At 65.4% G+C, this 17,903-nt stretch carries 14 protein-coding genes and 4 pseudogenes; 11 read left to right on the forward strand and 7 right to left on the reverse strand.

Going from position 1 to position 17,903, the window contains the following annotated elements:
- Window positions 1-491: Holliday junction branch migration protein RuvA (gene ruvA, locus IQ220_RS13895; protein WP_193915860.1), on the reverse strand; the 491-nt coding region annotated here is incomplete at its 3' end.
- A gap of 180 nt (window positions 492-671) precedes the next feature.
- Between ruvA and aroC the strand changes: the two are divergent.
- The 5 genes and pseudogenes from aroC (at window position 672) to katG (ending at window position 6,881) form a co-directional block, all read left to right on the forward strand.
- Window positions 672-1,740, forward strand: a pseudogene (gene aroC, locus IQ220_RS13900) (chorismate synthase).
- Between the two features lie 287 nt (window positions 1,741-2,027).
- Window positions 2,028-2,593: pseudogene (ahpC, locus tag IQ220_RS13905) on the forward strand (alkyl hydroperoxide reductase subunit C).
- 220 nt (window positions 2,594-2,813) lie between these two features.
- Window positions 2,814-3,560, forward strand: a complete 747-nt coding sequence (locus IQ220_RS15875) for a thioredoxin family protein (protein ID WP_228009248.1) — start codon at window positions 2,814-2,816, stop codon at window positions 3,558-3,560.
- Window positions 3,561-3,639: 79 nt separating this feature from the next.
- Window positions 3,640-4,401 carry an FAD-dependent oxidoreductase gene (locus IQ220_RS15880; protein ID WP_370566493.1) on the forward strand — a complete coding sequence of 254 codons (762 nt, stop codon included), beginning with the start codon at window positions 3,640-3,642 and terminating at the stop codon, window positions 4,399-4,401.
- Window positions 4,402-4,697: 296 nt separating this feature from the next.
- Window positions 4,698-6,881 (forward strand): annotated as a pseudogene (gene katG, locus IQ220_RS13915) (catalase/peroxidase HPI).
- Between the two features lie 132 nt (window positions 6,882-7,013).
- On the opposite strand, the pseudogene IQ220_RS16610 reads toward katG, so the two are convergent.
- Both IQ220_RS16610 and IQ220_RS13920 read right to left on the reverse strand, forming a co-directional pair.
- Window positions 7,014-7,193: pseudogene (locus IQ220_RS16610) on the reverse strand (LytTR family DNA-binding domain-containing protein); the annotation flags it as partial.
- The gene (locus IQ220_RS13920) at window positions 7,139-7,780 is read right to left on the reverse strand and encodes a hypothetical protein (RefSeq protein ID WP_228009249.1); all 642 of its coding nucleotides are present in this window, start codon (window positions 7,778-7,780) and stop codon (window positions 7,139-7,141) included. The gene IQ220_RS13920 and the pseudogene IQ220_RS16610, both read right to left, overlap by 55 nt.
- Window positions 7,781-7,959: 179 nt before the next feature.
- On the opposite strand from IQ220_RS13920, the gene IQ220_RS13925 reads away from it, so the two are divergent.
- From IQ220_RS13925 to IQ220_RS15890, 4 genes are all read left to right on the forward strand, one after another.
- Window positions 7,960-8,496: a DUF2306 domain-containing protein gene (locus tag IQ220_RS13925; RefSeq protein WP_228009250.1), complete on the forward strand. Its 537-nt coding sequence runs from the start codon at window positions 7,960-7,962 to the stop codon at window positions 8,494-8,496.
- 70 nt (window positions 8,497-8,566) lie between these two features.
- Entirely contained in the window at window positions 8,567-10,405 is a 1,839-nt protein-coding gene (locus tag IQ220_RS13930; RefSeq protein ID WP_193915866.1) for a gamma-glutamyltransferase family protein, read from the forward strand.
- Between the two features lie 161 nt (window positions 10,406-10,566).
- A complete protein-coding gene (locus IQ220_RS13935) occupies window positions 10,567-11,469 on the forward strand; it encodes an SPFH domain-containing protein (RefSeq protein WP_193915869.1) in 903 nt (300 codons plus the stop codon).
- Window positions 11,470-11,476: 7 nt separating this feature from the next.
- Window positions 11,477-11,968 carry a hypothetical protein gene (locus tag IQ220_RS15890; protein WP_228009251.1) on the forward strand — a complete coding sequence of 164 codons (492 nt, stop codon included), beginning with the start codon at window positions 11,477-11,479 and terminating at the stop codon, window positions 11,966-11,968.
- 31 nt (window positions 11,969-11,999) lie between these two features.
- Here the strand turns inward: IQ220_RS15890 and bchJ are convergent, their stop codons facing one another.
- From bchJ to hppD, 4 genes are all read right to left on the reverse strand, one after another.
- The gene (gene bchJ, locus IQ220_RS13945; protein WP_193915872.1) at window positions 12,000-12,587 is read right to left on the reverse strand and encodes a bacteriochlorophyll 4-vinyl reductase; all 588 of its coding nucleotides are present in this window, start codon (window positions 12,585-12,587) and stop codon (window positions 12,000-12,002) included.
- 8 nt (window positions 12,588-12,595) lie between these two features.
- Complete coding sequence (bchE, locus tag IQ220_RS13950; RefSeq protein WP_193915875.1) at window positions 12,596-14,209, reverse strand: magnesium-protoporphyrin IX monomethyl ester anaerobic oxidative cyclase; 1,614 nt, start codon at window positions 14,207-14,209, stop codon at window positions 12,596-12,598.
- 228 nt (window positions 14,210-14,437) lie between these two features.
- Window positions 14,438-15,004 carry a VOC family protein gene (locus IQ220_RS13955; RefSeq protein ID WP_193915878.1) on the reverse strand — a complete coding sequence of 189 codons (567 nt, stop codon included), beginning with the start codon at window positions 15,002-15,004 and terminating at the stop codon, window positions 14,438-14,440.
- Between the two features lie 128 nt (window positions 15,005-15,132).
- A complete protein-coding gene (gene hppD, locus IQ220_RS13960; protein WP_193915881.1) occupies window positions 15,133-16,248 on the reverse strand; it encodes a 4-hydroxyphenylpyruvate dioxygenase in 1,116 nt (371 codons plus the stop codon).
- A gap of 177 nt (window positions 16,249-16,425) precedes the next feature.
- Here hppD and IQ220_RS16615 point away from each other — a divergent pair, with 177 nt between their 5' ends.
- Both IQ220_RS16615 and IQ220_RS13970 read left to right on the forward strand, forming a co-directional pair.
- A complete protein-coding gene (locus IQ220_RS16615) occupies window positions 16,426-16,836 on the forward strand; it encodes a VOC family protein (protein WP_370566501.1) in 411 nt (136 codons plus the stop codon).
- Window positions 16,767-17,840 (forward strand): dihydrolipoamide acetyltransferase family protein, encoded by a 1,074-nt coding sequence (locus tag IQ220_RS13970; protein ID WP_228009258.1) that lies wholly within the window; start codon window positions 16,767-16,769, stop codon window positions 17,838-17,840. The genes IQ220_RS16615 and IQ220_RS13970 overlap by 70 nt, the downstream gene beginning before the upstream one ends.
- The last annotated feature ends 63 nt before the right edge of the window (window positions 17,841-17,903 follow it).

Below are 17,903 nucleotides of genomic sequence, written 5' to 3' on the forward strand. Positions count from 1 at the left end.
TTTTCGAGTGCACTCGCCGCGTCGGCACCAACGCTGCCTGCCGGAGCCGCCGCAGCGCTCGGCGCAAAACCGCCGGAGCCGCCCGGCATCGCGCCCGCCTTGTCCTTCAGCTCGTTGACGATCCGGCCCGCGAGCTTCGGCCCCACGCCCTGCGCGCGGGCGACCATTGCCGCATCGCCGCGCCCGCAGGCGTCGCGCAACTCGCCGGTTGAGAGGGCGGAAAGGATCGCAAGGCCGACCTTGCTCCCCACCCCCTGCACGCCCGTCAACAGCCGGAACCAGTCGCGCTCGGAAGCTTCCGCGAAACCCAAGAGCCGCATGTCGTTCTCGCTCACCTGCAATTCGGTGTGGATGGTGCAGGCCTCTCCCACCTCGCCCAGCGCGGCCAATGTGCGGCTGGAGCAGTGGACGAGATACCCGACCCCGCCCACATCAACGATCGCCCAGTCCTCACCGGTCGCATCAAGCCTGCCTGAGAGTTTCGCGATCATGTGGAGCGGTTTGGCGGACAGAACGGGAACAGTCCAGAGGCAAGAACCCAGTTATCGTCATTGCGAGCGGCGCAGCCGCGCAGCAATCCAGAGCGGTGAACGGTACGCTCTGGATTGCTGCGCTTCGCTCGCAATGACGACAAGTGGACAAATTGCCGCACTTGGGCAAAAGCGCGAGGCATGAGCTGGAACACCTTCGGGCGCGTGCTGCGCTTTACCACCTGGGGAGAGAGCCACGGGCCTGCACTGGGCGCGGTCGTTGACGGGTGCCCGCCGGGGCTGGCGATTTCCGAAGACTTCATCCAGCCCTTCATGGATGCGAGGAAGCCCGGCACCAGCCGCTTCACCACCCAGCGGCGCGAGGCGGATGAGGTGCGCATCCTTTCGGGCGTGTTCGAAGGCAAGACCACGGGCACGCCGATAGCGCTGCACATCGAGAACACCGATCAAAGGTCGAAGGACTATTCCGAGATCGCGCAAAGGTATCGCCCCGGCCATGCCGACTACGCCTATGACGCCAAATACGGCATCCGCGACTATCGCGGCGGCGGGCGATCATCCGCGCGGGAAACCGCCGCGCGGGTGGCGGCGGGCGCGGTGGCGCGGCTGGTGATCCCCGAAGTCACCATCACCGCTTACGTGTGCGAATTGGGCGGCGACCGGATTGATCCGGCCAACGTCGACTATGCCGAGATCGCTAACAACCCGTTCTTCTGCCCCGATCCCGCCGCCGCCAAGCGGTGGGAAGAAAGGTCGATGCCGCGCGCAAGGCCGGGTCATCGCTGGGCGCCATCGTCGAATGTGTGGCGGAGGGCGTCCCGGCAGGCTGGGGCGCGCCGATCTATGCCAAGCTCGACAGCGATCTGGCAGCTGCGATGATGAGCATCAATGCGGTCAAGGGCGTCGAAATCGGCGACGGCTTCGAGGCCGCGCGCTGACGGGCGAGGAGAACGCCGACCGGATGCGCCCCGGCCCGGATGGCAAGCCGCTCTACCTCGCCAACCACGCAGGCGGGACGGCGGGGGGCATTTCAACCGGCCAGCCGGTGGTGTGCCGGGTGGCGTTCAAGCCGACCTCGTCGATCCTCACCCCGGTGGAATCGATCAATTCGGCCGGAGAGGCGGTAGAGGTGGTCACCAGGGGCCGCCACGACCCCTGTGTCGGCATCCGCGGCACGCCGGTGGTGGAGGCGATGATGGCGCTGGTGCTGGCCGATCACAAGCTGCTGCACCGCGGACAAGTAGGGTAGGCGGTAGCGCGACCTAAAGACCCACGTCTTCCCGGGCTTGACCCGGGATCCCGCTTCGCTCCTCTACCGGCCCGCCATAGGCAAGTCAGCGGACCCCCGGATCGAGTCCGAGGAGACGGAGGGGTTGAGGTTACGCTGAACACCAAATCCGATCGTTCCCGCGCGGCTGATTGAAAAAACCGATTTACGCAATCGCACAAATCAACTTTTGTGCAGCGCAATAATCCCTATTTGGGCATCGTCAGTTCAACCCCAACCTCTCAACCCCATCAAAAGGACACATCCCCATGGGTATCATCGGTTCGACCATTCAGCCTTTCACCGCCACCGCGTTTCAGGCGGGCAAGGATTTCTTCGAAGTGACCAGCGAAGACCTCGCCGGCAAGTGGTCGGTGTTCTTCTTCTACCCGGCCGACTTCACCTTCGTCTGCCCGACCGAGCTCGAAGACATGGGCGAAAAGTACGAAATGCTCCAGTCGATGGGCGTTGAAGTCTACGCCGTCTCGACCGACACCCACTTCAGCCACAAGGCTGGCACGACACCTCGGAAAAGATCGGCAAGCTCAAGTTCCCGTTCCTGGGCGACCAGAACCACGTACTGTCGAACCAGTTCGGCGTGCTGCGCGAAGGCGTGGGCCTTGCCGACCGCGCGACCTTCGTGGTCGATCCGGACGGTGTGATCCAGATCATGGAAATCACCTGCGAAGGCGTGGGCCGCAATGCCAACGAACTGACCCGCAAGATCAAGGCTGCGCAATATGTGCGCGCCAACCCCGGTCAGGTGTGCCCGGCCGCGTGGGAAGAAGGCAGCGACACGCTGGCCCCCTCGCTCGACCTCGTCGGCAAGATCTAAGCCGCAAGGCTGACCGAACCGGCTGGCGCGCCTCCCCCCCCATTAGGGCGCGCCAGCTGTAAAATCCCGAGAGCATTCAGAGCCCTCGGGTCGTAGCCGGGACCGGATGTCCCCGCCTCTTCCCCCTTTGAACCGGGCGGGGCGCATCCGGTCCCGTGTTACCCCGCCCAGCGGATCATCCCAGATATTCACGCGCGCTGCCCGCGCGCCGGAGGACACCATGCTCGACGCTGCCATGCAGGCCCAGCTCAAGACCTATCTCGGCAATCTTCGCGAAGGCGTGGAACTGGTCGCCTCGCTGGACGACAGCGAGCAGTCGCGCCAGACCCGCGCCCTGATCGAGCAGATCGCTGGCCTCCACGACCTCGTCACCGCGCGCTTCGACGGCACGGATAGCCGCAAGCCCAGCTTCGTCATCCGCCGCGCGTCCGACGCCAACAAGTGGGTGCGCTTCGCGGGCCTGCCGATGGGCCACGAATTCACCAGCCTCGTGCTGGCCATGCTGTGGGCCGGCGGCCACCCGCCGAAGGTCGATGCCGACCTGATCGAACAGGTGCGCGCGCTGGAAGGCGATTTCCACTTCGAGATGTTCTTCTCGCTGTCGTGCCACAACTGCCCCGACGTGGTGCAGGCGCTGACGCTGATGGCGCTCGAAAACCCGCGCATTACCGCGACCCTGATCGAAGGCGGCACCTTCCAGGACGAGGTCGAGCGCCGCGACATCATGGCCGTGCCCGCGACCTTCCTCAACGGCGAGCGTTCTACAACGGCAAGATGGAACTGGCCGAAATCCTGTCGAAGCTCGACAAGAACGCCGATGCGCGCGCCGCCGAAAAGCTCAGCGCCAAGGCCCCGTTCGAGGTGCTGGTGGTCGGCGGTGGTCCGGCGGGCGCGGCGGCGGCTGTCTACACCGCGCGCAAGGGCTTCAGCACGGGCATCGCGGCGGAACGCTTCGGCGGGCAGCTGATGGACACGCTCGGGATCGAAAACCTGCCCGGCACGACCTACACCGAGGCCCCAAGCTGACCGACAGCCTCAAGGCGCATGTGGGCGAATATGACATCGACCTGATGGACTTGGCCCGCGCGGTCGAACTGCGTCCTGCCAAGGAAATCGGCGGCTATCACGAAGTCGTGATGGCCAACGGTGCGAGCCTCAAGGCGCGCTCGCTGATCCTCTCCACCGGGGCGCGCTGGCGCAATCTCGGCGTGCCGGGTGAGGCGGAATATCGCAACAAGGGCGTCGCCTATTGCCCGCACTGCGACGGCCCGCTGTTCAAGGGCAAGCGCATCGCGGTGATCGGCGGCGGCAATTCGGGCGTCGAAGCGGCAATCGACCTTGCCGGGATCGTCGGCCACGTGACGCTGATCGAATTCGACGTGAAGCTGCGCGCCGACGAAGTGCTCCAGCGCAAGCTGCGCTCGATGCCCAATGTCGAGATCATCACCAACGGCCAGACCACCGAGATTCTGGGCGAGAACGGCAAGGTCAGCGGCCTCGTGGTCAAGAACCGCGCCACTGGCGAGGAACGCCGAATCACGCTTGAAGGCGTGTTCGTGCAGATCGGCCTGGTGCCGAACACCGAATGGCTGCGCGAAACCGGCCTCGAATTGTCGAAGTTCGGCGAGATCGTAATCGACGATCACGGCGCGACCAACCTGCCCGGCATCTATGCCGCGGGCGATTGCACCACGGTGCCGCACAAGCAGATCGTGGTGGCGATGGGCGAAGGCGCGAAGGCGGGCCTAGGTGCCTTCGACTTCCTGATCCGCAACGAGCCGGTCGAGGAGGTCGCGCAGGCGGCGTAAATCGCTTCCTATTGCTGCAATACAAGGGGCGGGTTCTCGATAGGGAGCCCGCCCCTTTTGTCATTGCGAGCGAAGCGGAAGCGAAGCTGGCCTTGGCCAACCAATCCATGGACAGCCTGTGGCTCCTCGCAATGACGACAAGCACTAATCGCCCCAATCAATCAAACCCCGCGCATTAATCGATTGGACGCGCCATCCTGAAAGCGTAATCTTCTCCGCATAGGCTGCCCGCAGAGGCGAGTCTGAACGAATAACAGGCGAGAGGAGAGAGACACATGGATGTCAAAACCGGAGAAATGAGCGGCGGCTGCCCGTTCCACGGCAGCAGCGAAATGCGCAATCTGCTGGGGCGCACCAACCGCGACTGGTGGCCCGAGGCATTGCAGCTCGACATTCTGACCGAGGGCGGGCGCAGCGCGAACCCCTATGGCGAGGATTTCGACTATGCCGAAGCCTTCAACGCGCTCGATTACAACGCATTGAAGGCCGATCTCACCGCGCTGATGACCGACAGCCAGCCGTGGTGGCCGGCGGATTACGGCCATTACGGCCCGTTCTTCATCCGCATGGCATGGCACGCGGCGGGCACCTATCGCACCGGCGACGGGCGCGGCGGTGCGGGCTCCGGGCAGCAGCGGTTTGCTCCGCTAAATTCCTGGCCCGATAACGGCAACCTCGACAAGGCGCGGCGTCTGCTGTGGCCGATCAAGCAGAAATACGGCAAGAACATCAGCTGGGCGGACCTGTTCATCCTCACTGGCAATGTCGCCATCGAGAGCATGGGCGGCCCGGTGTTCGGCTTCGGCGGGGGACGTGCGGACGTCTACGAGCCGGAAAGCGTCTACTGGGGCACCGAAGAACAGTGGGTCAACGAAGGCGTGCCCACCCGCATCCGGCCCAAGGAAGGCAAGGCGCTCGACAACCCGCTCGCCGCGATCCAGATGGGGCTCATCTACGTCAATCCCGAAGGCCCGCAGGGCGATCCGCATGATGCCGAGGGCATGGCCCGCGACATGCGCGAAACCTTTGCCCGCATGGCGATGAACGACGAGGAAACCGTCGCGCTTACCGCTGGTGGCCACGCCTTCGGCAAGGCCCATGGCGCGGCCCCCGGCGGACACCTTCGGCGGCGCGCCCGAAAGCGAGGCGCTGGAGCTGATGGGCTTCGGCTGGCTCACCGACCCGGACGAAATCGGCAAGGGCCACATCACCACTTCGGGCATCGAAGGCGCATGGACGCCCAACCCGACCGAGTGGGGGAACGACTATTTCCGGCTGCTGTTCAAATATGACTACGAGCTGGTGAAGTCGCCCGCAGGCGCGTTCCAGTGGCAGCCGATCAACCCCGATCCCGAAGACATGGCCCCCGACGCGCGCGACCCGTCGAAGAAGGTGCCGACGATGATGACCACCGCCGACATGGCGCTGAAGCGCGATCCGGAATATCGCAAGATTTCGGAGAAGTTCCTGAACGATCAGGCTGCGCTCGACGATGCCTTTGCCCGCGCGTGGTTCAAGCTGTGCCACCGCGACATGGGGCCAAAGATCCGTTACATGGGCCCGGAAGTCCCTGCCGAAGACCTGATCTGGCAGGACCCGGTCCCCGCCGGACGCCCCGCTTCGGATGACGAAGTCGCGCGCTTCAAGGACGCGATCCTCGGTTCGGGCCTCAGCGTTTCGGAACTCGTCAAGGCGGCCTGGGCCTCGGCCTCGACCTACCGCAATTCGGACCACCGCGGCGGGGCCAACGGCGCGCGGGTGCGGCTCGCCCCGCAAAGCGGCTGGGCGGCGAACGACCCGGATGAACTCGCAAAGGTGCTGGGCGTGATCGAACAGCATCGCGGCGAGCTTTCGATGGCCGATGCGATCGTGCTGGCAGGCTCTGCGGCGATCGAGAAGGCAGCCAGGGATGCCGGCTTCGACGCGACCGTGCCCTTCATGGGCGGGCGCGGCGATGCGACCGAGGAACACACCGATGCGGCGAGCTTCGAACCACTCGAACCCTTCGCCGATGGTTTCCGCAACTACCTCAGGACCAAGGCCGATGTCCGCACCGAGGAGATGCTGATCGACAAGGCGCATCTGCTCGGCCTGTCGATCCCGGAAATGGCCGTGCTGGTCGCGGGGCTGCGGGTGCTGGGCGCGAACAGCGGCAACCGCAAGCACGGGGTGTTCACCGACAATGTCGGCGTGCTCACCCCGGACTTCTTCCGCAACCTCCTCGACATGAGCACCCATTGGGCGCCGGTCGATGTTCGGGCGATGAGGAATATGTCGGCACCTGCCGCGCCACCGGCGCGGAAAAGTGGCGGGCGACCCGCGCCGATCTGGTGTTCGGTTCCAACTCGATGCTGCGCGCTCAGGCCGAGGTCTATGCCGAGGCCGGATGCGAGGGCAAGTTCGTTTGCGACTTCATCTCGGCCTGGAACAAGGTGATGAACGCGGATCGCTTCGATGTGACCTGCGCCAAATATCACTGAGACAGGCGGGCCTGACACCAAAGGGGCCTCCGGTGGCGACACCGGGGGCCTTTTTGCGTGTCCGATCCAGCGCGCGTCGCGCAAGTCCGCAATCTTGGCGCGGGCGACCGGTGCTTCCAGCCCGCGCGCCAGCCTGAGGCGGACATTGCGCCCTTCGCGCAGCACATCCTCCACCGCACCGCGCGCCACCCACCAGCTGCGATGCACCTGCATCCCCTCGCTATCGCCGAGCAGCGCCACCGCATCGCGCATCCGCATCAGCACCAGCGCCGATCCCAGCGCGGTGTGCACGCGGACATAGTGGTCCTCCATCTCCAGCGCGATGATGGCGCTGCCGAGTTCGGGCGGGAGCTGGTCGAGCAGGGGATTTGGCGACGGCGCAGCGGCGGGGGTGGTAGCAGGGCTGGGCTCAGCGGCAGACGCAGCCACAGGCGCAGTCGAAACCGGGGTTGCGGCCGGGCGACCTGCGCCCTGCGCGGCCCTCTCTGCACGACATTGAACAACAAGGTCACCGCACCGCCGATCACCAGCACTGACGAGTAGGTGCCCATCGCCAAATCGAGAGGTGGCAAGCTGACCGGGCCGGGCAGGTCGCCAATGACCAGTACGGCCACTGTCATAGGCACGGACGAGATCAGGCATCCTGCCACCCACAGCCCCCAGCGCGGCAGATCAAAGGTGCGCTCGGCCCAGCCGACGACGGTTTCCATCGGGCGGAAAAAGCCATAGCCAAGCCACGCAAACCCGACCCAGCTCAGCAATCGCATCGGCAATGGCATCGCCATGCTGCCGAAGGCGCCGCTCAGAGCGAGGAAGACGCCAATCCCGGTCATCACTGCCAGATCAATGATGATCCGCCGCACAAGCGCGTGGCGGGGATTGTCCAGTGGGCTGCCCATAGTGCTCTGGTGCCTGCCCGTTCACGCTTCGTAAAGTGGCAAAGCGCCGGATTTCGGGCTCTTTCGCGCAAGCATGGCACCATTTGCGCAGATGCGCTTGCCCGCGAACGGCACGCGGCCATCCACGACAGGCAAGCAAGAACCCGCCTTCGAGGAGACCTGTCATGAACGCCCTTTCGTTGAACTTCACCGCCCGCCGCGCTCCCGCAGCCCCCCGCACCGCCGTGAGCTTCGACATCGGCCCGGTTGCCCGCACCGCCGTCAGCCTCGCCTGCTTCACCATGAGCTTTGCCGTGCTGGTGGCGCTGGGCCGGGCGGGGCTGGGGATGGTGGAGAACCTCCACCATTACAACAAGCTGCCGGTCATCATCCATGTCGCCGCCGTGTTGCCGACCATTCCGCTGGGCGGCTGGCTGCTGCTGGCGAAGAAGGGCACCGCGCTGCACAAGCAGCTCGGCAAGGTCTGGCTGGCGTTGATGCTGTTGACCGCAACCTCGGCGATCTTCATCCAGTCATCGGGCGGCTACAGCTGGATCCACCTGTTCGTGCCGATCACCTTCCATGCCGCCTGGAAGGTGGTGGCGACCGCAAGGCGCGGCGATATTCAGGCGCACAAGCGGCATCTGGTGTTCACCTATCTGACCGCACTGATGATCCCCGGCATCGCCGCTTTCCTCGTGCCGGGCCGCCTGATGAACGTCATGCTGCTGGGTTGAGCAGTCCCGGTCTTGCGCGCGCCACGCAGCACCCTAGGGTGGCGCGCAAGACCTGAAAGGACCCCTCGCCATGAAGCTTGCCCCCCTGCTGCTGACCGCCGCTGCGCTGCTGGCCGTCCCCCTCGCCGCGCAGGATGCCCAAACCGACGCCAACCCCGCCGATACCCGCCCCGAAGCGACCGCCGGGATCGGCGCAGGGGGGCGGCCGGTGGGCGCAAGCTGGAGCCGCAGCCCGGTTGTCGCCCCGCATGGCATGGCCGCCACCGCCCACCCGCTCGCGACCCAGATCGCGCTCGATATCCTCAAGGCCGGCGGCAGCGCGGTCGATGCCGCGATTGCCGCCAATGCCGCGCTCGGCCTGATGGAGCCGACCGGCAACGGCATCGGCGGCGATCTGTTCGCGATCGTCCACGATCCGGCCACCGGCGAGCTGGTGGGCCTCAACGGATCGGGCCGCAGCCCGCGCGGGCAGAGCCTTGAGGCCTTGCGCGAAAAGCTGGGCCCGGATGCAACCGGTCTGCCTCCGGTCGGCCCGCTGCCCATTACCATCCCCGGCACGGTCGATGCGTGGTTCGATCTGCACGCCCGCTTCGGCAAGCTGCCGATGGCCGATGTGCTCGCCCCGACCATCCGCTATGCCCGCGAAGGCCACCCGGTCGCGCCGGTGATCGCCATGTATCTCGAACGCGGCCTCAGGAATTACGAGCGCCAGCTGGAGCGCCATCCCTTCGACTTCGGCAATGCCCGCGAAACCTATTTCAAGGGCGGCCGCGCCCCGCAGCCCGGCGAGTTGTTCCGCAACCCCGATCTCGCCAACACGCTGGAGGCCATCGCCAAGGGCGGGCGCGACGAATTCTATGCGGGCAAGACCGCGCGCATCATGGTCGATTACCTCCAACGTCAGGGCAGCGCCTTCACGCTGGAGGATTTCGCCGCGCATAACAGCGAATGGGTCGATGTCGCCTGCGTCGCCTATCGCAAGGGCTTCGAGCTGTGCGAATTGCCGCCGAACTCGCAAGGTTTCGCCGCCTTGCAGATGGTCAACATCCTGAGGAATGTCGACCTTGCCCAGTGGGAGCGCGGCAGCCCCGAGGTCATCCACTACATCACCGAGGCCAAGCGGCTCGCCTTCGAGGATGTCGCGCGCTTCTATGCCGACCCGTATTTCGCCAGCGCGCCCGCAGAGCTGTTGTCGCAGGACTATGGCCGCGAGCGGTTTGCCTTGATCGATCCGGCCCGCGCCACGCCGGCCTTTTCGGCAGGCGCGCTGGTCGCGCCCAAGCTCGAAGGCGAAGGCGACACCACCTATCTCACCGTTGCCGACAAGGACGGGATGATGGTCAGCCTGATCCAGTCGAATTATCGCGGCATGGGCGGCGGGCTGGTGGCCGACGGGCTGGGCTTCATGTTCCAGGATCGCGGGGAATTGTTCAGCCTCGATCCCGCCCACCCCAATGCCTATGCGCCCGGCAAGCGCCCGTTTCACACCATCATCCCCGCCTTCATCAGGAAGGACGGCAAGCCGTGGGCGAGCTTCGGGCTGATGGGCGGCGGGATGCAGCCGCAGGGCCATGTGCAGGTGCTGGTCAATATCGTCGATTATGGCATGAACCTGCAGGAAGCGGGCGATGCGGCGCGGCTGATGCATGATGGCGGCCGCCAGCCGACCGATGCGCTGGCTGGCAGCCCGGCCGACACCGCGCCGATCGACATGCTGGGTGTGCTGATGGTCGAACCCGGCATTCCGGCGGCCACCATCGAGGCGCTGCGAGCGATGGGCCACAAGGTTGAAGTCAACGCCACCGGCATCCCCTTCGGCGGTTATCAGGCCATCGCGCGCGACCCGGAGAGCGGGGTCTATACCGGCGCGACCGAGATGCGGAAGGACGGGCAGGCGAGCGGCTATTGAACCGGCCGCCACGGATGCTCAGGGGCTTCCTGATTCCAAAATAGTCCGCTGATATTGCTTGTACTATTATCGCCAGAGGCTTGCCCTTGCGGGGGTACTTGACCGCGCGCTTGAATGATATAAATATGATATCATAATTATATCGCTATCGGAGATTCGTCATGGCGCTTGGTGATACCCCCGCTCTCAACCGCAGCCGCGAAGTGCCGGCCGCAACCCAGAGCGGTTACATGATGCTGCTGGTTTCGCTGCTGCTGGTCGTGCTGGCGTTGTTCCTGTTCCTGGCCGCGCTTGCACCGGCACGCACGGATGGCTGGATGATGCTCGGCGCGATCATTTCGGGCCTGCTTGGCCTGCTGGCGCTGACCGGTTTCTACAAGATCAACCCCAACGAGGCCGCCGCGATTCAGCTGTTCGGCGCATACAAGGGCACCGACCGCAATGAAGGCCTGCGCTGGGTGCTGCCATGGCTGACCTGCACCAAGATCGCGGTGCGCGCCAACAATGTCATTTCCGACAAGATCAAGGTCAACGACGCGCGCGGCAACCCGATCGAGATGGCAGCACAAGTGGTCTGGCGCGTGACCGATACCGCGCAGGCGCTGTTCGATGTCGATGATTACCGCGAATTCGTCGACGCCCAGATCGAGGCGGCGGTGCGTTCGATCGGCTCGCGCTATCCCTACGACGATATCGAGCATCTCGAGGTCACCTTGCGCGGCAATCACGAGGAAGTCGGCGCCGAACTGCGCGTCGCGCTGATCGAGCGGCTGGCCTTGGCCGGGATCACGGTCGACGAATGCGGCCTGACCCACCTTGCCTATGCCCCCGAAATCGCCGGAGCGATGCTGCGTCGCCAGCAGGCCGAAGCAGTGATCGCCGCGCGGCGCAAGCTCGTGGAAGGCGCGGTCTCGATGGTGGAGATGGCGCTCGATCACCTGAGCAAGAACAACGTGGTCGAACTCGACGACGAACGCCGCGCGGCGATGGTGTCCAACCTGATGGTGGTGCTGTGCGGCGAGCGCGAGACCCAGCCCGTGGTCAATGCAGGATCGCTCTACTGATTGTCTTATGCCTGCGAAAAAGGCCTTTCCCCTGCGTCTCGATCCGGCGCTTCACGATGCGGTACAGCGATTGGCCGATGCCGAGCTGCGCAGCGTGAACGCCGAGATCGAGATGCTGCTGCGCGAGGCCATGGCGCGGCGCGGGGTGAAGGTGGCGGTGAGCAAGCAGGCGAAGCGCGGGCGCCGCCGGGACCGGACAACAAGGGGCGCGATGATGCGTGACGAGGGCAAGCCCTTTGTGCTCTACCGGCGCGGTCCGGGGAACTTCAACATCGTGCCGCGCGGGCGCAAGGGTTGGGCGCTGATGGGCCTGTGGCTCGCCCTGCTGATCCCGCTGGTCGTCGCTTTCGGGATCTATGCCGAAGCCCATGAGGGCCAGCCCGAATTCTTCGCGGCGCTTGCGCTGTTCATCGGTGCCATGCTGATCTGGACCATCGCCATGATCCGGTGGATGACCGCGCGCGCGAGGTGGTCGATGTCGGCCAGATGCTCGCCCTGAAGCGCGAACAGCAAGGCAAGCGCCCGAAGCGCTAACCCCGCTCGATCCGGTAATGGCGCAAGGGCGCTTCGGGCCGCGCCGTCATCTGGACAAGGCAGCGGCAATCGCTGGCGACGAGGCGCTGATAGAGCCGGGTGAAGACCGCCGCATACCAGTGGAACAGGCTGTCGGGCGGCGGCACGGGGTCATCGGCGCCCGCGCGGTCGATGGTAAAGCGCCACGGGCCTTGCGCCGCGAAGGCCCCGGCGCCGATGAAGGTCCAGGCGTGCTTGCGGATCGCCGCCATCAGCAGCGGCGCGGCGAGCATCGCGGGCAGGTGGTGCAGCAGCCATGCCGCGGCGCGCGGGATGCGGTTGGCGATGATGTAATCCGCCGTCGCCGCGCCCGCTTCCTCGGCGATCAGGAAGCTGCCCAGCGGGTCGTGCAGGCTCAGCCAGCGGTGGAGCCGCAAGGCGTGGATTTCGGGGATCATGTGGCGGCCCGAAGGCAGCGCACCGATCCGCGCTTCGGCCAGCACCGCGCGGGTCTCGGCCGCGCCCATCCGCGCTTCCATCACCGTCACGGTCTGCAATATCGCGTTGGGCCCGATCAGCGCGCCCTCGCGTCGCCGCGCGAGCACCCCGCGCCTCAGCCGACATCGATCCGATCCCGCTTGCGGTCTGCCCCGCGCTCTTTCATCTGCGCGCGCACCGCCTCGCGGCGTTCAGCCGCCTGCGCGGCGCGGTCGGCGGCGGTCTGCCAGTCATCGGCGGCATCCAGCGCGGCGGCGCGGCTTTCATCGAAGTGGAACTCCACCTTCTTCGCCGTCTGCGGCCCCCAGTATCCCGCCTTGCCGAGATCGTAGAACGTCCGCTTGAAGCCTGCCCTGAGGAACGCATAGAGGCACCCCAGCAGATAGCGCCGCCTGAACCCGGTCCCGCGCCACGGATAGTGGAACAGCGCCTTCTGCATGTAGAAGCGCCGGTAGTTCTTCATCACCCCGTTGAGCAGTTCCCCGCGCTCCATCGCGGCGGGCTTCATGATCGGGGTGACGAAATTGTATTTGCTGAAATCATGGACCTCGACCTGGTCCTTCAGCGTCTCGAACAGCGGCGTATAGGGCCAGGGCGTGTACATCGCCCAGTTGGCCAGATCAGGCTGCCAGTCCCACGCCATGCGGTAGGTTTCTTCGAGCGTCTCGGGCGTTTCGTTGTCGAGCCCGACGATGAACTGCGCTTCCACGAAGATATCGGCATCGCGCAGCAGCTTGATCGCCTGCTTGTTCTCCTCGACCTTGGTTTCCTTGTTGAAGCGGTCGAGCTTCATCTGCGCCGCCGCCTCGGTGCCGAGGCTGACATGGACCAGCCCCGCCTTGCGGTAGAAGGGCAGCAATTCCTTGTCGCGGTAGATATCGGTGACGCGGGTGTTGATGCCCCACTTCACCTTGTCGGGCAGGCCGCGGTCGATCAGCTCCTGACAGAACTTGATGAAGGCCTTGCGGTTGATCGTGGGTTCCTCGTCCGCGAGGATGAAGAAGCCGACGCCGTGCTTTTCGTGCAGCTCCTCGATTTCATCGACCACGTCTTTCGGGTCGCGCACGCGGTAATCGCGCCAGAACTTCCATTGCGAGCAGAACGAACAGGTGAACGGGCAGCCGCGCGCGAGGTTGGGGATGGCGACGCGGGTACCCAAGGGGATGTAGGTGTACTGGTTCCAGTCGAGGATATCCCAGTCGGGCTTGATGCTCCCCATGTCCTTGATGGTGGGGGCGGCTTCGGTGGCGATCACCTGATCACCCTCACGAAAAGCGAGACCCTTGATGGCGCGCGCATCGGCAGGCCAGCGACCCTCAGCAATCGCGGTGAACAGCTCGACCGCGATCTCCTCGCCCTCGCCGCGCACGATCACATCGATATGCGGCGCTTCGGCGAGCACCTGCGCATACATGAAAGTGGCATGGATCCCGCCCAGCACCCGCACCGCATCCGGAACGGTGAGCGCAGCAACTTCGAGCACGCGTTCGGCGGCGTAGATCGAGGGGGTGATCGCGGTGGTGCCGACCACATCGGGCTGGAGCGCGCGCATCCGCTCGGCCAGTTCCTCGTCGGTGAGGCCTTCGGTCATCGCGTCGATGAAGGTGATATCGTCAAACCCGGCGCGCTTCAGCGGCCCGGTGAGATAGGCGACCCATGCAGGCGGCCACGTCCCGGCAATCTCGGCCCCGCCGGAACGGTAATTGGGATGAACGAACAGAATGCGCATGGACCGAATCCCCCTCTTGAGTTGGCTCAAGGTGGGGGAGTTGGGGCGAGCGCGCTTTGCGCTGGATCAAATGTCGGAAGCCGCTGCCTTGCGGGCGGTCAGAAAGAACGGAGCGGAGGCTGAGACCTTCCGCCTTCCCGGGCTTGACCCGGGACCCCGCTTTCTTGGCCATTTGGCCCGGAAGAAGGCAGCGGGGCCCCGGATCAAGTCCGGGGAGGCGTAGGGGAGTTAAGCGCCCTTCGCGTGCTCCGCGCGCGCAATCTCGTGCAGCCAGTCGGCGTGGCGCGGGGCTTTCTTGGTCTGCGACCATTCCTCCAGCATCACCGGCGCGACGCGGGCGAGTTCTTCATATTGCTCCGCCGTGCCGATATCGGCGGCGAGTTCGACGCGGTGGCCGTTGGGGTCGAAGAAGTAGATCGACTTGAAGATGCCGTGATGCGTCGGGCCGAGCACGTCGATGCCCTGCGCCTCGATATGCGCCTTGGCCGCGAGCAGCGCCTCTTCCGAAGGCACCTTGAGTGCCAGATGCTGCACCCATTGCGGCGTGTTGGGGTCCTTGCCCATCTCGGGCTGGTTGGGCAGTTCAAAGAAGGCGAGGATGTTGCCGTTCCCCGCATCAAGGAAGATGTGCATGTAGGGATCATATTCGCCCGTCGAGGGCACGTGATCCTCGGCAAAGGCGGTAGTGTAGCTCATGCCGAGCACGCGCGCGTACCACTCCACCGTCTCCTTCGCGTCCTTGCAGCGATAGGCGGCGTGGTGGATGCCGGCGAGGTTTACGGGGTGGGTGGTCATGCTCTCATTCCTCTCCACTCGTCATTGCGAGGAGCCGAAGGCGACGCGGCAATCCATGGCCTGAGGGTGCCTCTTGCCGCGCGGCCAGTCTATGGATTGCTTCGCTTTGCTCGCAATGACGAAGCAAATTACTCCGCCGGTTCCTCGACATTGAGCACCCCGCGCTGGATCTGGTCGCGTTCCATGCTTTCGAACAGGGCCTTGAAGTTGCCTTCGCCGAAGCCTTCGTCGCCCTTGCGCTGGATGAATTCGAAGAACACCGGGCCGACCTGCGCCTGCGCGAAGATCTGGAGCAGCAGGCGCGGGCTACCGCCCTCAGTCGTCCCATCAAGCAGGATGCCGCGCATCTTGAGCTGCTCCGCATCCTCGCCATGGCCGGGCAGGCGTTCATCGAGCATCTCGTAATAGGCGGCGGGCGGCGCGGTCATGAAGGGCACGCCGAGCTTCTGCAACCGGTCCCAGCAGGCCACCAGATCATCGCAGATCAGCGCGATGTGCTGGATGCCCTCGCCGTTGAAGGCGCGCAGGAATTCCTCGATCTGGCCCTTGCCGCCCTCGCCCTCTTCATTGAGCGGGATGCGGATCTTGCCGTCGGGCGCGGTCAGCGCCTTGCTGGTGAGGCCGGTATACTCGCCCTTGATGTCAAAGAAACGGATCTCGCGGAAGTTGAACAGGGTCTCGTAATAGTCGGCCCAGTACTTCATGCGGCCCGTGTAGACGTTGTGGGTGAGGTGATCGATGGTGTGGAAGCCCGCGCCCTCAGGGTGCTTGTCCACGCCGGGGAGATATTCGAAATCGATGTCGTAGATGGTGAGGCCGTTGCCGCTGCCTGCGCCTTCGTAGCGATCGACCAGATAGAGGATCGCCCCGCCAATGCCGCGGATCGCGGGGATGCGCAGTTCCATCACCCCGGTCTGGACGGCGACGGGCTCTGCGCCCTTGGCGATGAGGTGATCATAGGCGGCGGCCGCATCGCGCACGCGGAAGGCCATGCCGCAGGCCGAAGGGCCATGCTCGCGCGCGAAGTACCATGCGGCAGAGCGCGGTTCGTAATTGGCGATCAGGTTGATGCCGCCCTGCCGCCACAGGTGCACGTCCTTGCTCCGGTGCTGCGCCACACGGGTGAAGCCCATCGCTTCGAACACCGGTTCGAGCACGCCCTTTTCCGGCGCGCAGAACTCGACGAATTCGAAGCCGTCGAGACCGGCAGGATTGTCGAACAGGTCTTTGCTCTGGACATTCATGGCGTGGCTTTCTCCGCTGCGCAAAACTAGTTTCAATTGAAACCATCTAACCCAGAGCGACGATTCGCGCAAGCAATTGCCAGCGGCGCGCGATCAGGGCAGTCTCGCGCGCAGAGGGAGAGCAATGCGATGATACGCACGAAAGGCATCAACCACATCGCGCTGGTGTGCCGCGACATGGCCGAGACGGTGGGGTTCTATACCGAGGTGCTCGGCATGCCGCTGTTCAAGACGGTCGAACTGCCTGACGGCGGCCAACATTTCTTCTTCGATTGCGGCGGCGGGAATGCGGTGGCGTTTTTCTGGTGGGCCGACGCCCCGCCGGCCGCGCCCGGGATCGCCTCGGTGAAGAAGTTTCCCTTCGATGCGAAGACGGCGGTGGGATCGATGAACCACCTCGCCTCGACATGGAGGAGGCTGAACTGGAAGCCGCGCTGGAGCGTTTGCAGGACGCAGGCGTGCCGCACACCCACATGGTGTTCAACCACGACGACAGCCCATCGGGCTATGCGCGCGAGATGCACGAAGGGGTGTTCGTGCCCCCGGCTCCCCCTGTGGCGGCCCCCGCAGCGGCCCCCGTTCCGGTGACCAGCGCGGCACCTGTGGCGGTGCCTGCGCCCCAGGCTGTTCCACTGGCAGCCCCTGTCGCCACTGGCCGGGTGGTGGCCTCGCCCCGTGCCAGAAAGCTCGCGGGTCAGCTGGGGGTGGACCTCAATGGCCTGCGGGGCAGCGGTCCCCATGGCCGCATTCAGGCCGAGGACGTGCTGGCCGCCAGTGGCCAGCCGGTGAGTGTGCCGCGGGTGGCGGAGGGCACCGGGCCCGCCGTGGCCGCCGCCCATGGCAGCGGGGCTGCCGGGGCAGGGGCCACGGCCCCAGGGGCGCCCACGGCGGTGGGCCAGAGCTTTGGCCGGGCTGGCGAGGCCGTGGCCTTCAACACCCTCCAGAGCGCGGTCAACCGCAACATGGTGGCCAGCCTGGCCGTGCCCACCTACCGGGTGGGCTACACGATCACCACCACCAAGCTCGATGCCCTCACCCGGCAGGTGAAGAGCAAAGGGGTCACCACCACGGTGCTGATCGCCAAGGCCGTGGCCTTGACCCTGGCCCGCCACCCCCAGGTGAACGCCGCCACCTCGGCCGATGGCAGCGCCATGGTGTATCCCACCGCCGTGAACGTGGCCGTGGCTGTGGCGATGGAAGACGGTGGTCTGATCACGCCCGTGCTGGCCCACGCCGACACCACCGACATCTACGCCCTGGGCCGCAGCTGGGCCGATCTGGTGGCCCGGGCCCGCAGCAAGCAGCTGCAGCCTGAGGAGTACAGCAGCGGCACCTTCACGCTCAGCAACCTGGGCATGTTCGGGGTGGATCGCTTCGACGCGATCCTGCCGCCTGGCACGGGCGCCATCCTGGCGGTGGCGGCGTCGCGTCCCTGTGTGGTGGCCAACAAGGACGGCTCAATCCGCGTGGCCCATCAGATGCAGGTGAATCTCACCTGCGACCACCGCACCATCTACGGAGCCCACGCCGCCGCCTTCCTCAAGGATCTGGCCCTGCTGATCGAAACCAACACCGAGAGCCTGGCCCTCTGATCCCATCGGCCGCTGGATGGTCAGCACAACCAGCGGCTCACCGTGGTGCGCTAGTACTAGCCG

The organism is Cyanobium sp. LEGE 06113, assembly GCF_015207615.1.

What these genes read in the sequence shown, in the direction of transcription:
- IQ220_RS15875 (WP_228009248.1), top strand. Translation starts at nt 2,814, where the DNA reads ATGCTCGACGCTGCCATGCAGGCCCAGCTCAAGACCTATCTCGGCAAT.
- IQ220_RS13955 (WP_193915878.1), bottom strand. Translation starts at nt 15,004, where the DNA reads ATGACCACCCACCCCGTAAACCTCGCCGGCATCCACCACGCCGCCTAT.
- IQ220_RS13935 (WP_193915869.1), top strand. Translation starts at nt 10,567, where the DNA reads ATGGCGCTTGGTGATACCCCCGCTCTCAACCGCAGCCGCGAAGTGCCG.
- bchE (WP_193915875.1), bottom strand. Translation starts at nt 14,209, where the DNA reads ATGCGCATTCTGTTCGTTCATCCCAATTACCGTTCCGGCGGGGCCGAG.
- hppD (WP_193915881.1), bottom strand. Translation starts at nt 16,248, where the DNA reads ATGAATGTCCAGAGCAAAGACCTGTTCGACAATCCTGCCGGTCTCGAC.
- IQ220_RS16615 (WP_370566501.1), top strand. Translation starts at nt 16,426, where the DNA reads ATGGCCGAGACGGTGGGGTTCTATACCGAGGTGCTCGGCATGCCGCTG.
- IQ220_RS13970 (WP_228009258.1), top strand. Translation starts at nt 16,767, where the DNA reads ATGCACGAAGGGGTGTTCGTGCCCCCGGCTCCCCCTGTGGCGGCCCCC.
- IQ220_RS13920 (WP_228009249.1), bottom strand. Translation starts at nt 7,780, where the DNA reads ATGGGCAGCCCACTGGACAATCCCCGCCACGCGCTTGTGCGGCGGATC.
- IQ220_RS13930 (WP_193915866.1), top strand. Translation starts at nt 8,567, where the DNA reads ATGAAGCTTGCCCCCCTGCTGCTGACCGCCGCTGCGCTGCTGGCCGTC.
- IQ220_RS15890 (WP_228009251.1), top strand. Translation starts at nt 11,477, where the DNA reads ATGCCTGCGAAAAAGGCCTTTCCCCTGCGTCTCGATCCGGCGCTTCAC.